Below are 14,318 nucleotides of genomic sequence, written 5' to 3' on the forward strand. Positions count from 1 at the left end.
CTCTTCACCGGGATGGACGAGAGAGACACGAATAACATACACAAAAGCACATACGAACAGACCGGCAACGATACTCATCCTGATCACTCCATCCTTAAGGTTATGGGATCGTTGTTTTCCTATTTTAACATACTATTTACAAAAATACAGCATTAGATGTAATCGTTTTCTTTGATTTTTTTGTACTCTTTGTCCATCCCCGACATAGGTATATTAGTACAACTCCAAAGGAGGGGCCTCTATGTCGCTATACCGTCGTTACTCGCTTCCTCTGCTCATCCTTACACTGCTATTCCTATTTATGCTTATGGCTGTATACCCGCAATCTTCTCTGAATGCCGGACTTCGGGGGCTTGCCATCTGGTGGGACGTGCTGTTTCCGTCTTTATTCCCGTTTTTCGTTATTTCCGAGCTTCTCCTCGGTTTCGGAATTGTTCATTTCATAGGTGCGCTGTTGGATCCGCTGATGCAGCCTCTATTCCGTGTACCTGGCTGTGGGGGTTTTGTCGCTGCGGTCAGCTGCGCATCCGGTTACCCGATTGGAGCTAAACTAACAGCCAAGCTGTGGGAGCAAAAATGGATCACACGCATTGAAGGAGAGCGTTTGGTCGCGTTTACCACTTCCTCTGATCCGATATTTTTGATCGGTGCGGTTTCCGTTGGCTTCTTCCATCAACCAGAAATTGCACTCGTACTGGGCGCGGCCCATTATGGTGGCGTGCTCATCATCGGGCTGCTTATGCGCTTCCACGGTTCCCGTTCAGGGGAAACAGATACTCGCAGCGACCGGCCTCAACCTACTCAAAAAGCCTGGTCGAAGTCCACGAATACAAAAGCAGCAGGTCGCAATAGGCAGCCTGGCCCCCTACGCCAAGCATTATATGCCATGCATACAGCTCGTTTGGAAGATGGTCGCCCATTGGGTGAGTTACTTCGTCAGGCGATTACTTCCTCCCTACGCCTTATTATTGTCGTAGGAGGGCTAGTTGTATTCTTCTGCGTCATTTTAGAAGCTTTGACGAACTCCGGTTTAATGAGCGGGCTTCATCTGCTTACGGCAAGCCTATTGACTGCATGTGGTCTTCCTCCTACGTTAACGGAGTCCATCGTGGGTGGTATTTTCGAAGTCACTTTAGGAGCGCAAGCCGCTGGTGAAGCCACGGCAGCAGCGTTACCATTCAAGGTAGCCGCAGCCGCTTTTGTTCTCTCCTGGGGCGGGCTGTCGGTTCATGCGCAGGTTGCAAGTATTTTAAATATGACAAATCTCCGCTATATGCCATTTTTGTTGGCCCGGGCTGCACATGGCATCATCTCAGCACTGCTAGCTCTCGTGTTATGGCGGCCTCTGATGGGACAGGGAAGCTCTCCCGTCTTTTCTCCAATATACGACATCGCGTGGTCTCCTGGCTTCTCGTCCGCCATGCTGTTGCAAAGTCTGCTAGTTCTTGCCTTTATACTGGCTGGAATGCTTAGTCTCTCATGGTTGAGTGTGGGTACAAGTCGCTTATACGTACGTTTGAGAAGAACACACAGGCAATGAACGATTGTGTTCTTGCTCATAATTGATTATGATCGATATATACCCATGACAAAGGAGCTTTTCATCTTGAGATATTATGTTCTGGATCGCGGGGATCAGCACTCCATGGACTTGAGTCAGCAATTTCACCGTCTTGCCCAAGAAAAGAATTTCAAGCTGGATGCCGAATCGCCGGAAATCGTCGTGTCTATTGGAGGCGATGGTACGATGCTTCATGCGTTTCATACCTTCATCGACCGCATTCCGGATATTGCCTTTGTTGGTGTACATACCGGTCATCTGGGCTTTTATGCTGATTGGCGTGCGGACGAGCTGGAGGAGCTAATCCACCTGATGAGCCAAAGCGGATCTGAGGGACCGCTTAACCCGAGAATCGTTAAGTATCCACTGATTGAGTTGGAAATTCACAAGAAGTCAGGCAATGCTTCTTTTATTGCCTTGAATGAGTTTACGTTAAAAGGGGTGGATGGCACTGTCGTTGCCCAAGTAGATATTAACGATATCACCTTTGAAATGTTTCGCGGTGACGGTATATGTGTTTCTACCCCCTCAGGAACGACCGCCTATAATAAAGCACTTGGCGGAGCTATGGTTCACCCCACCATTGAAGCATTGCAATTGACTGAGATCGCTTCCATTAATAACCGCGTCTATCGGACACTGGGATCGCCATTGCTACTGCCCAAACACCATCATTGTGATATTTTTTCACGGAAAGATCAGCGTCTTTTATTGACAGTAGATCACCTGAACTTTCCTGTCGATGACTTAATCTCTGTTCGATGTCAGGTCGCAAGTCAGAAGATCAGCTTCGCTCGTTACCGTCCTTTCCCATTTTGGGATCGAGTACGCAACGCTTTTCTTAATTAGAACCTATAAAAGAGCCGACTCTGGCTCTTTTTTTACAAACAAAACGGTTCCTGAAAATTCAGGAACCGTTTTGTTGTGGAGCTGTAAATGTTTTATTCTTTTTACTACCCTCAGCTCTTTCGGCTTTAGCAGCTGGCTGGGTCTGACGCTGGCCCTCAGGCTCACGAGAGACACGAACTTGCCGTCCCTCCCGATTTTCCTTTGATTGGCGCTCATAGCGTGGTCCACGCGATTCCTTTTTATCGAAACTTCCCTGCTGATTGCGCTGTCTACGTGGTTCACGGGTTTGCTGCCCTTCACCCGGATTCCGTCCATCTTTTGCTTCACGTCTTTCTCTGGATGGACGACTTTCGCGAGCTTCACGTGGCTGTCGTTCACGTACTTCCTGGGCATCCTTCGGTTCCCGACGTTGCAACTCACGTGGTTCTCGGGATTCTCGAGGCTGCTCCACTCGCGATTCCTCTGTAGCTGAGGAGTCCTGCTGTGGTTGCGGCCACTCCTGTTCTCCAGCTGTATGTTGCAATACTTCTTGCTGCTCTTCGGGTTCTAACGTTCCCGCTTGTTCCCTTTGAGCATCTACCAACTGCTGAATATCTGGAGCAATGATTTCATCATTGACGCCGTTTTTATTAACCACTTCACGGCTTTTTTGCAACACAAAATAGGCACAGCCAAAATTGCAGTATTCATTAATGTAATCGTCCAGTACCACTATAGATGTATCCTTATTTGCTTTGGGATGACCGTCTCGATAAAAGCCCTTCAGACGTAGCTGATTGTAACCCCAATCACCAATAATGTAATCATAGCGATCCAGCACTTCACTATACCGATCACGAAACGCTTCGGGATTCCACCCGTTCTTGTGATCCTGCAACAATTCATAGTTTTTACCACCGATTTGAAACAAGCTATTCTGACCGCCTTTCCCGGATCAAGCCTGCGAAAGGGCGCCTTCTTCCTTATGCTGAGCGGCTGACTTCACCTGCTCATGCGCTTGGTAGGAGCTGCGGACCAACGGTCCAGATTCAACGTGGCTGAATCCCCGCTGTAATCCCTCTTCCTTTAACTTCGCAAAATCTTCCGGTGGATAATATTTTTGCACATATAAATGTTTCTCGGACGGCTGCAAATATTGACCAATTGTCAGAATGTCACAATCGACTTTACGCAGATCATCCATGGCTTGTAAGATCTCGTCCCACTCTTCTCCGACACCTAGCATGATGCTTGATTTCGTTGGAATAGCCGGATTTAATTGCTTCGCATGTTGAAGCAGCTCCAGAGAGCGACGGTATTTCGCTTTAGCCCGAACCTTGTCGGACATACGCTCCACCGTTTCAATATTATGATTCAGAATATCTGGTTTGGCATCCATGACGATTCGCAGCGATTCAATATCGCCCATAAAATCGGGAATCAATACTTCTACACTGCAAAGAGGTAATCGGCGGCGAATCGCACGAACCGTTTCTGCAAATATAGTAGCGCCCCCATCTTTCAAATCGTCGCGAGCCACACTGGTAACGACACAGTGCTTCAAATTCATGTTTTCAGCCGCTTCCGCGACGCGTTCAGGCTCCTGCAAGTCCAGTTCCGTAGGCATTCCCGTATTTACTGCGCAAAAACGACACGCACGCGTACAAATATCACCCAAAATCATAAATGTAGCTGTCCTATTGGCCCAGCATTCATATATATTAGGGCATCGTGCCTCCTCACATACGGTATGTAATGTCTTGGAACGCATCATGCTCTTGATTTCCTGATAGTTATCGCCTGTCGTAAGTTTAATACGAATCCAGTCGGGCTTAGCTTCCTTTACTTTTCTAGACAATGGCATAGACCTTCTTTCTGATAAGCTTAAGCTGTCATTGCCATACATTATAACATGAAAGCCATGGAAAAACCTCCATTCATTGTTCCCTTTTTGATATGACATTGATGCCGGAAAAAGTAAACTCTTTACATGGATAAAAGCGGCGGATATGGCTCAATCTAAACAAAAGCGCCCTATTCACGCTATTGTATACGGGCCTAGAATTTATCGGGCGATTAAGCCCTTCTATAGGAGGTCGGTTCACGTGCCTTACCCTACGCGGACAGCCCGAGCTGTTCGTCTGTTATCGCTGCTGTTATGTGCTACTACACTGACAGCGGCCTGTCCGCTTCCTGCCCATGCCTTTGCCAATCACTTACAGTCCTCGTCCGCCGAAAGCAGCCTGACCGCAAATGTAGATGCTTCACATGCTCAGTCTTCGTTGTATACGTCCAGGCTGGCTTTATATCATTCCATCGAAGCCCTGACTGGAGTTCCTTGGTACAGACTGGCCGCTATCGACCAGTATGAACGCACACTTACGGTGGCCCATCCCAAGGATCGGAAGCATGCGGAACGAATCATAGGTATTTTCATCACGGGACCAGTCTGGTCCGGCATGATGAACCCTGATTCGGAGGATCAAAATCCGCGTTCCATTGAACTATTTTCCGGGCTGGGACAAGACGGTTCGGGTGATGGAATCGCTGACCGTAATAATGACAAGGATCTGCTGTTCAGCATCGCATCTTATCTCGGAAAGTATGGAAACAACGAGGATGAATTTGGTATTGCCGTTTGGGAATATTACCATAACAGCCGCGCAGTTCAAAGAGTTCAGCAGTTTGCTAAGCTGTATCGGACGTATGGCAAGCTGGATCTGGTCAGTCAAGCTTTCCCCCTTCCTTTAGGCAGCATTTATAGCTACCGCAGCACATGGGGAAGCCGTCGCAGCTGGGGCGGCTACCGGATACATGAAGGAACTGATCTGTTTGCTGGCTATGGAGTTCCAGTTCGCAGTACCTGCTACGGTGTAGTTGAAATGAAGGGCTGGAATCCCTTCGGCGGATGGCGAATCGGAATCCGAGATCTCAACAACCGCTATCACTACTATGCGCATCTTTCCGGCTTTGACAAAACCGTCCACAACGGAGACATCGTTACACCCGGCCAGACGGTTGGCTGGGTCGGAAGCTCGGGCTATGGAAAACCCGGTACCCAAGGCAAGTTTCCACCGCATCTGCACTATGGTATATATCGGGACAATGGTTGGGCAGATTGGTCCTTTGACCCGTATCCGTTATTAAGACAGTGGGAGCAGTCCGAACGCAAAGCGCTCAAAACAGGAAAAACAAAAGGGACCTCCTCATAGGGGCCCTTTTGTTTTTCCTAGGCAGCTCGCGTCATTCCCTCCGCTCTATGGCGTTGGGGACTGGCTAGAGGTGTTTTGGTTTTCCTGTGCCTCTGGAACACTTACTGTGCTGGGATCTATAGCGCCGCTACTCTCTATGGAATGGGGAGGCAACGCCAACTGCGGAGCGGCTGCACCATTTTTACCCACTGGTTTACCCTGATTGTCATAGTAGTACATCGGAACGTTGCCTACCACTAATAAATAAGAAACCGGAATTTCCGTCTCCACAATCTGAGGTTGCATCTCAAACGGTATAACCACGGACACTTCCGTCGTAATCCGAATGTACACTTCCACCAAGATCATGTTTATGCCCGCATCCTGTTGACGGGTATTTAAATCCACCTTGATTGCTCCATGCGGCTCTACCTTTAGGGGGACCGTTGGTCCATAAGCTGCCAACAGTGGACTGCCCAATGCCTGACCAATCGGAACACTCTCATCAAAATGGCTCATGCTGTCCATCGTTGCCTTGACTGCTTTGAGCGTGTCTGACGTAATTCTCATATGCTCCGCATAATTCAGAACAAAACCGGAGGTTCTCCCTTGTGCATCCGTTCTCCATTCGATCAAATTATCAGCTGTCTTCCCCTGCTCTACCTGTGCTGTAATTGCTGAATTAATAGCCTCCGTCGCCATTTGTTTAACCCGCACTTTTGCCAGGTGCATCATGGGCGGCTTCAAATGCTGCTCCACATAAGCAGCCATCTGTATGATCCCTACCAGCAGCGCCAGTGTCACAATAAAAAAAAACCTACGTCTGCCGCGTCGCCTTCTGTTAGGTGCGCTGTGCCATTGCGGTCTTCTCATCATCCGATCCCCCCGCAGCGTTGAACTTACCCTACAAGGATATGCGAGTTGTACACGAAAAAGAAGCCGCCCGTCCGGCAGCCTCTCTAGGTGGAACAAATATATAATTGCAAATATAAGGTGCACTCATTATTTGAAAATATGGTCAATCTTTTCGATATCAGCCTGACTCAATTGGACATTTAGCGTCTTCAGATTCGCCAGCACCTGCTCCGGCCCCTTCGCCCCTGGAATGAGGGCATCAATCGAATCACGGGTCAAATACCATGCGAGTACAACATGAGCAACCTCTGCATTCAACGCATTGGCAATCTCCCGTACCTGCTCCACTTTGACCAAATTACGAGCAAATGCATCGCCCTGAAACAATGGATTTTTCGCTCTGATGTCCGAGAAGGTCATGTCTTTCGTATACTTACCCCCCAGCAATCCCGAAGCTAGCGGAAAATAAGGCACAAACGAAATGCCATTTTCCTTGGTATAAGGCAGCAGATCCTTCTCGGCTTCCCGTTGAAACAAATTATATTGGGATTGAAGCACATCTACATAACCGTCACTATTCGCATCCTTAAGTTGTTCAATGGAGAAGTTAGATACACCAATGGCCTTGATTTTGCCTTCGTCCTTGAGCTTCTTCAGTTCTCCTACTGCTTCTGCCTTCGGTGTAGCTTCGTCCGGGAAATGGATATAGAACAGATCAATATAATCGGTCTGCAATCTTCTCAGGCTGGATTCGACGGATTCACGTAAAAAAGCAGGCGAGTTGTCAAAAACGACCTCTCCGTTTACAAATTTGTGTGCACCCTTCGTGGCAATAACAGCTTTATCACGCTGACCACGCTCTTTCAATACCTCACCAATCAACCGTTCCGAGTGCTCAGGTCCATAAATAAAAGCCGTATCCAGAAAATTGATGCCGTTATCCAAAGCTGTGCGAACGACTTCTTTGCCCGTTTCATCATTCAAACCGGAAAAGAGATTATGTCCTCCCACTTTATTTGCACCCAAACCGATTGGTTTTACATATAAATCTGTTTTACCAAGACGCACTTGCTCTGCCAATTCACGTCATCTCCTTTTCGAAAGTTACTTCCATTTTATTATTAGATTCCAAAAAAAGCAAAGTGCGTACCTGGCAGTTGTCCTCATCCTTTAATCCCCGTCAAGGCAATCCCTTCCATAAAATACTTCTGTCCTATGGCAAACAGAATAATAGCAGGCAAGACTACAATTAAAGATGCGGCCATCAAAACGCCCCATTGAGCCGAATATATTCCCTGAAACTGCTGTAGCCCAATCGCCAACGTAAATTTGCTCTCATCATTAAGGTAAACCAGCGGCCCCATAAAATCATTCCATGTGTTCAAAAACGTAAACAATCCAATGACCAAAATTGCCGACCTCGACAAAGGCAAAATAATACGGGTAAAAATTGTAAAATGATTACCTCCATCCACAAATACAGCTTCATCCAGTTCTCGCGGTAGAGTCATGTAAAATTGTCTTAGCAAAAAAATATTAAAAACGCCTCCACCAAAAAACGAAGGTAATACCAATGGAACGTACGAATTAACCATGCCTAATGCCTGCCAACCAATAAACGACGGAATCAGCGTGACTGCAAACGGCAGCATCATGCTGCTTAACAATAGAGCAAATACCTTATCTCTTCCCTTCCATCTCATTCGCGCAAAGCTATAGGCAGAAATGGTACTCGACAGAAGTACACCCGCCAAAGTACCCGCAACGACGATAAATGTATTCACAAAATAGCGTCCAAACGATAACTCTTCAAACGGCTGAAAAAAATTCTCGAGTACAAAAGGCTCTGGAATCCATTTCGGCGGGATCAAAAAAATCTGACTTAAATCCATCATGGAGCTTCGCACCAGCCAATAAAAAGGAAACATACAAAACAGGGAGCCCACTATGAGAACTGTGTAGAGTAACACCCTGCTCCCACTCCAACCGTGTTTTTTCATCTTCATGCCCCCCCGCCTTCGTAATACACCCATTTTCGGGCTGTCTTGAACAGAAAGGCAGTGAATACCAAAACGACAATAAAGAGCACCCAAGCAATAGCACAGGCATAACCCATATTCGAAAAGGTAAATGCCTCGCGGAACAAATAAAAGGTATAAAACAAGCTGGAGTTATTGGGTCCGCCCTGAGTCATGACGTAAGGCTGAACAAACACTTGAAACCCACCGATGAAGCCCATAATCGTATTAAAAAAAATAGTGGGCGATGTCAATGGAATTGTAATATACATAAGCTTATGAAGAGCATTTCCACCGTCAATTTCAATGGCTTCATAATAATGTCTAGGTATATCTTGCAGGCCTGCCAGAAAAATAATCATGGTTCCTCCAACGGTCCACAAACTCATTAAAACCAGCGTAGGAACTACCGACCCTTCGCTATAGATCCACTGACTTTCGGGCAAATGCAACGCACGCAGCACCACATTTAGCAAGCCAAGATCCGGATCAAACAGCCACATCCAGATCATAGACGATGCTATGAGTGGCACAATGGTAGGGAGATAAAAAACAGTCCTGAAAAAAGCCAGACCCTTTACCTTTTGATTAAGTAATATCGCTAAAAAGAAAGCTACAATAATTTGCAGGGGCACACTTAGAAACACATAATAAAACGTAACCCCGAGTGATTTATAAAAAAATTGATCCGTACCGTCAAATAAGTGGACGTAATTATCCAGACCGATAAAATGGGCTTGTGAAGCAACCTTATAATCGGTAAGACTGAACCAGAGACTAGCGATCATCGGTCCCAGAACAAAAATGACAAAGCCGAGAATAGCAGGGGCGGCAAAAAGCCACCCCAACCCATTTTCCTTCTTACGAATAGAAGATAATGATTGCATTCTATCCCTCTCTTTCTGTCAAAACACTCACCCTATTCTTTTGGATACGTCCCCTTAAATTCCGCGTTGGCCTTTGCGGAAACCTCCCTAAATGCTTGCTCCACCGTTTTCTTGCCTAGCCATACCTGATCCAGCGCCGGGTTAATGATGGCATTGATTTTTTCCGAGTTTTTCAGATAATAGTCGTAAGAATTAACACCGTTATGCAGCGTTTGGTTCATGACAGCATCACGGTAACCATCGGCATGACCTGGTTTGACATCGGCCCATTTGCTAATCAAGTCTGGTTCGGTGTACCACTTTTTCATGACAGGCATCCACAATCCGCTGGAATGCATGTCAAGTCCGCTTTCAGCATCCAGCAAGAATTTATAAAACATCCATGCTTCTTTAGGATGTTTGGTTTTGGCAGAAATCACTTCCGGTTCGCCAAACAGGATCGTTTTGCTGCTCTTCAGTTTAGGTAACACGCCTACACCAAAATTCACCTTCGATTCTCCAAGATCCAATTGAACCCACTGTCCATCCAGATCCATCGCTACACGTTTACTTTGCAGTGCTACGGCCGGGGAAGGTATATTTTTGGACTGCGTCGGCGACGGTGCCACATGATAAACATTGATCAGATCAGCCATTTTCTGAACAGCTTCAATCACATCAGGGCTCTCAAGATTAAGCGAGTCCCCTTTGTCTGAAATGACACTTGCGTTATTGGAAGGCACAAGCAAATGCCACATCCATGTATCAAACCGAACTCCATACTGTTTAATGTTACTTGCATCGAAATTGGGACTGAGCGCATTATTTCCCGCTTTATCAATGGTGAGCTTTTGTGCTGTCTCTAAAAACTGCTCCCATGTCCAAGCCTCTTCAGCCTTTACTGGTGGCAAAGCAACACCAGCCTCATCAAACAAATCTTTATTGTAATAGAGGGCGAAAGCTTCCTCAGTTACCTTGACCCCTGCCACTTTGTCCTTATCCCAATAGATGACTGAATTAGGAATAAGACTTTCCTTCGTTAGCTCCTTATCCTCCTTCAAAAATTCATTTAAATTATATAGTTTGCCTTGTTCAGCCCATTGCAGAGCCTGTGCTTTATAAATGGGAAATACATCGGGTGCCTGATTGGCAGCAAACATCGTCGTTAATTTGGTTACGTAATCTCCGGGGATATGCATATAGTTGATTTTGATCCACGGATATTTCTCTGTAAATTTTTTAGCGATTTCCTGCTGAACCTTCTTTTCATTGGTGCTCCCCCAACTGGCATAGGTCAGTGTCACTTGCTCGTGACCCTGCAAATCAACTGGTTTGCTGCTGCTCTCATTTGAACTACAGGCTGACATAAGCCCAACGATCAAGCACATGCAGACGATCCATAATTTTCGTTTTAACATGAGTAACGCCCCCAAACCGGTTATTTTTTTATCTTTTCGTTTGTTGCTTCGTCACTAAATTTATTTTAGCAAACGCTTACATTTTTAAAAGTCGTACTCTCATTGGATTGGTGTCATTTGATTAGATCTATGAATTTCCCCGATGCGAATCTGGACGAATGCCCCCTTACCTGCTGGCGAGTGGAGCGTAACGCCATATTCCATTCCATATAATAGCCGTACTCTTCTGTCTACATTTTTAATGCCCGTTGATCTGATTTCTCCAGCTTGAATTCGGCGTATATGATCTTCCTGAATTCCTAATCCGTTATCCTCCACTTTAAAACACACCAATTGCTTCTCAATCCAGGCTGTGATTCTAATCAGACCTCCTGATTCCATTTCCGCGAAGCCGTGAATAATTGAATTCTCCACAAAAGGCTGCAAGAAAAGTTTGGGAACTTCCATTTGAAGCAAAATGGGATCAATATCATATTCCACCTTGAACTTGTCCTCAAAGCGATTCTGCATAATATAAATGTATTTTTCCAGCCAATTCAGATCGGTTTCCAAGCTCCATGTATCGTTTTTGTTTCGAGTAGTAATTTGCAGCATTTCCGCCAGACTAATGATCAATTGGCCCAGCTCCTGCTGTTGATGTTCTAACGCGATCCAATACATGGTCGTTAAGGTGTTATACAAAAAATGGGGATTAAGCTGTAAATTAAGTGCCATTAACTCCGACTCTTTGGCTCGTAGACGTGACTTGTAATTTTCCTCAATTAAATCTTTAATTTTTTCATTCATTTGATTAAATCGAATCACCAGATCTCCCAATTCATCATAGCCACGTACAGGAATTCGAATATCAAAATGTCCCTTCTCCATTACTTTCATCGCCTGTTTCATATCCGTGATGGGCTTACTGATATAAACAGACAGTAAATAAGCAAGAATAACAGCAACGAGCATCATAAAACCTAAAAAAAACACCGTGTAGGTGCGAATCGTTGACAGATGTCCCAATACATCTTCCATAGGTATGGCTATATAAGATACCCAGCCCGTCGTCTTCATGACTTCGTAAACCAGTAATATGCTTTGACCTTTAACGTTTACCATTTTCATCCCTTGTTCCGAAGTAATGGCATCCTTAAGCCAATCCGCCACGGGTTCCCCTACTTGTTGCTGTCTATCTGAACTCATGACCATCCCGTTTTTATCATGAATCATGCCATAGGATAGATGTGCAAATCCGCTACGGGCTGCGTAATCTTCAAAACCCCCTTTTAACAAGTCAGGACGAAAATTCAATATAAGTATAGGTTTTTCCTTTCCCTCCGGAAGCGTATGGAAGGTTCCTGCATCATCTAATGCAGTCAAATGGAGCTGCTTTACCACAGCAAATAAAGAACTAAACTCATAAGAGCCTCGTTTTAAATCCTGCTGATGGAATGTATCGGCATACGAATAAGCGGGAATCCATTGGGTAGCCCCCTCTGCTTCCACCGCCGTTGTTGCCAACGGAGAAGAATAGAACGGCTGAACAGGAATATACATCCGATCAGTGCTTCCATATGCATAATTTTGTGTCATAATTTGGGAAGCGTATACTTCCTCCATATTGCCAAAATATCTGTACAAAATTTTTGTAATGCTGCGATCAGCTCGTAACAGTGATGAAGAATCCGAAGTATCCACGTTCGTAATAGTTTGAAGAAGGTCATGATCGATTGGAATCATATCTACGGTTTTTTGAATAGCTGTCAGCTTGTTATCCAGCAACTGGTTATTACTACGCAGAACGCTTGTAACGCTATCTGTTACATTTGTAGTGATATTCCGTGCGCTCGTTTCAAAGTAAACGAAACCTAGGAGCAAAACGATAAAACCAGACAACAAAAAATAGGACAGCATCAATTTCGTACGAAAGCTACTGTCCAAAAATTTTTGATACATATATTTAACTTGGCGCATCGTATCTTCCTTTCACCTAACAATCAGTTGAATTTCCTACGGAATTCTTCCGGTGTGTGCAACGTTTTTTTTGAACACTTTAAAAAAGTACTTGATATCTTTATAACCAACTTGTCTGCTAATTTCTGCGACCTTGGCGTCTGTATGCAGCAGTAAGTGCTGAGCCTTTTGCATTCTGAGCTTCACCATATATTCCGTGAACGAGAGCCCAAAATAATTTTTGAACAGAATGCTAAAATAGGACGCATTATAGTGAAAGCGCCGGGCCACGATCTCCAGACTAAGGTCTTCATGTAGATGTGCATCTAGAAATTCCTTGCACTTTCTCATAATGGGATCGCCTTTGGAGCCGCTATGAAGCTCAAGAACCAGCTCTTTTAACCATGTTGCAACACCATCCTCAAGATTCCGAAGACAGGTGGCCTCTTCGACAGCTTTGTTCAAACGTTCCGAGAAACGTGAGTAGACTTCCTCACTCCACCCTATATTTAACCGTTGTAAACTAACCAACAGAAGGTGTACCAATTTTGCTTTAAGCGCTTCAGGTGCAGGATACCCTTGCGTCATTTGTCCAATGAAATTCTGCACCCGATCCAATAGCTGATCTGGCTCTCCATTAGAGATAGCGCTTTCAATAAATTTAATAAAGGCCATTTGTTCGTATGCGCTCATTTCTTGTACTGGCTGCTCATCATCTGAAATGACAAGGTTCAGACATCTGATGTGAGGTGTATAAAAGCGCATGGAGATTAGGCCGACGGCCTTTTCGTGAGATCGACTTATTTGCATTTCATCAAAATTAAAAGGCTGACCCCAAGCAAACCAGATTGAAATCGCTTGCTGTTGCTCCAAATTTTTCAGCCCAGCTTGAAGTGTTCTTTTGGCCTCCTTGCCTTCAGCCCTATCCTTCCAATTCACCACTGCAACCACATGGTCTTTATGGGTTTCAAGTGGAAACACGACAGAAGACGCCCAAGGCCGCAATATTTCAACAACCGTATTACGGAGCTGAGAATACCACATATGTATATCCTCCGGGTGCGCTGCCGATGCTCCCAACGCGAGAACTTCTCCTACCCCATGCCATCCAAAGTGACTCTTTAATAGGCTTTTCTCGTTAGGCTGTAATTTGTCTGTCACACATCTGCTAAACAAATGCTCCACAAATGCAGGCATACTCTGCTCGATCTGATTCAACGCTGTTTGATTCCCACTCAGTGTTTCCTGTTCCTCTACAATGATCTTCTCCATATGTTGAATTACTTCAATGAGTTGCTGTGATTGCACCGGTTTCACCAAATAATCATTCGCCCCATACCTCACCGCCTGCTGTGCATAGCTAAATTCCTGGTAGACTGTCACTAAAATAACTTTGGTCTCATGCTGACCGAATGTTCTCAATTGTTGAAGATATTCAAGTCCATTCATGATCGGCATTTGAATATCTGTAAAAACGATTTGGATCGGTTTGGATAACGAAATGGTCAGAGCATCTTTCCCGTTCTTGGCTTCCCATACCTCGTATTCGGGACGTAGATCCCTGACCATGGCAGCCAGACCTCGACGCTGTCTAGTTTCATCATCCACAACAAGTACTCCCAGCGGGATCGAATTCACTGACTCCC

General features: G+C 45.3%; 12 protein-coding genes. 3 read left to right on the top strand and 9 right to left on the bottom strand.

All coding sequences use genetic code 11. From position 1 onward, the window contains the following. The first annotated feature begins 241 nt into the window (after window positions 1–241). Entirely contained in the window at window positions 242–1,540 is a 1,299-nt protein-coding gene (gene ylbJ / locus AOU00_RS07900; RefSeq protein ID WP_069290343.1) for a sporulation integral membrane protein YlbJ, read from the top strand. Between the two features lie 66 nt (window positions 1,541–1,606). Beyond that, window positions 1,607–2,410: an NAD kinase gene (locus AOU00_RS07905; RefSeq protein WP_013372943.1), complete on the top strand. Its 804-nt coding sequence runs from the start codon at window positions 1,607–1,609 to the stop codon at window positions 2,408–2,410. Window positions 2,411–2,468: 58 nt separating this feature from the next. Here AOU00_RS07905 and AOU00_RS07910 read toward each other — a convergent pair whose 3' ends face one another. Both AOU00_RS07910 and lipA read right to left on the bottom strand, forming a co-directional pair. Then, complete coding sequence (locus AOU00_RS07910; protein WP_069290344.1) at window positions 2,469–3,320, bottom strand: YutD family protein; 852 nt, start codon at window positions 3,318–3,320, stop codon at window positions 2,469–2,471. Between the two features lie 24 nt (window positions 3,321–3,344). Beyond that, window positions 3,345–4,247, bottom strand: coding sequence for a lipoyl synthase (gene lipA, locus AOU00_RS07915; protein ID WP_069290345.1), 903 nt, complete (start codon window positions 4,245–4,247; stop codon window positions 3,345–3,347). Window positions 4,248–4,494: 247 nt separating this feature from the next. Here lipA and AOU00_RS07920 point away from each other — a divergent pair, with 247 nt between their 5' ends. Continuing rightward, a complete protein-coding gene (locus AOU00_RS07920) occupies window positions 4,495–5,601 on the top strand; it encodes a M23 family metallopeptidase (RefSeq protein ID WP_069290346.1) in 1,107 nt (368 codons plus the stop codon). 45 nt (window positions 5,602–5,646) lie between these two features. Here AOU00_RS07920 and yunB read toward each other — a convergent pair whose 3' ends face one another. The 7 genes from yunB to AOU00_RS07955 form a co-directional block, all read right to left on the bottom strand. Beyond that, entirely contained in the window at window positions 5,647–6,453 is an 807-nt protein-coding gene (gene yunB, locus AOU00_RS07925; protein ID WP_069290347.1) for a sporulation protein YunB, read from the bottom strand. A gap of 129 nt (window positions 6,454–6,582) precedes the next feature. Continuing rightward, window positions 6,583–7,515: an aldo/keto reductase gene (locus tag AOU00_RS07930; protein ID WP_069290348.1), complete on the bottom strand. Its 933-nt coding sequence runs from the start codon at window positions 7,513–7,515 to the stop codon at window positions 6,583–6,585. Between the two features lie 83 nt (window positions 7,516–7,598). Next, complete coding sequence (locus AOU00_RS07935; RefSeq protein WP_069290349.1) at window positions 7,599–8,435, bottom strand: carbohydrate ABC transporter permease; 837 nt, start codon at window positions 8,433–8,435, stop codon at window positions 7,599–7,601. 2 nt (window positions 8,436–8,437) lie between these two features. Further along, complete coding sequence (locus AOU00_RS07940) at window positions 8,438–9,340, bottom strand: carbohydrate ABC transporter permease (RefSeq protein WP_069290350.1); 903 nt, start codon at window positions 9,338–9,340, stop codon at window positions 8,438–8,440. A 32-nt stretch (window positions 9,341–9,372) separates the two neighbouring features. Next, complete coding sequence (locus AOU00_RS07945) at window positions 9,373–10,737, bottom strand: ABC transporter substrate-binding protein (RefSeq protein WP_061829872.1); 1,365 nt, start codon at window positions 10,735–10,737, stop codon at window positions 9,373–9,375. 99 nt (window positions 10,738–10,836) lie between these two features. Continuing rightward, complete coding sequence (locus AOU00_RS07950) at window positions 10,837–12,693, bottom strand: histidine kinase (protein ID WP_069290351.1); 1,857 nt, start codon at window positions 12,691–12,693, stop codon at window positions 10,837–10,839. A gap of 36 nt (window positions 12,694–12,729) precedes the next feature. After that, on the bottom strand, window positions 12,730–14,310 hold the full coding sequence (locus tag AOU00_RS07955) for a response regulator (protein WP_237166316.1): 1,581 nt from the start codon (window positions 14,308–14,310) through the stop codon (window positions 12,730–12,732). Window positions 14,311–14,318: the final 8 nt, after the last annotated feature.

This window comes from Paenibacillus polymyxa, from assembly GCF_001719045.1.
Classification (GTDB): domain Bacteria; phylum Bacillota; class Bacilli; order Paenibacillales; family Paenibacillaceae; genus Paenibacillus; species Paenibacillus polymyxa_B.

What these genes read in the sequence shown, in the direction of transcription:
- yunB (WP_069290347.1), bottom strand. Translation starts at nt 6,453, where the DNA reads ATGAGAAGACCGCAATGGCACAGCGCACCTAACAGAAGGCGACGCGGC.
- AOU00_RS07950 (WP_069290351.1), bottom strand. Translation starts at nt 12,693, where the DNA reads ATGCGCCAAGTTAAATATATGTATCAAAAATTTTTGGACAGTAGCTTT.
- ylbJ (WP_069290343.1), top strand. Translation starts at nt 242, where the DNA reads ATGTCGCTATACCGTCGTTACTCGCTTCCTCTGCTCATCCTTACACTG.
- AOU00_RS07945 (WP_061829872.1), bottom strand. Translation starts at nt 10,737, where the DNA reads ATGTTAAAACGAAAATTATGGATCGTCTGCATGTGCTTGATCGTTGGG.
- AOU00_RS07940 (WP_069290350.1), bottom strand. Translation starts at nt 9,340, where the DNA reads ATGCAATCATTATCTTCTATTCGTAAGAAGGAAAATGGGTTGGGGTGG.
- AOU00_RS07935 (WP_069290349.1), bottom strand. Translation starts at nt 8,435, where the DNA reads ATGAAAAAACACGGTTGGAGTGGGAGCAGGGTGTTACTCTACACAGTT.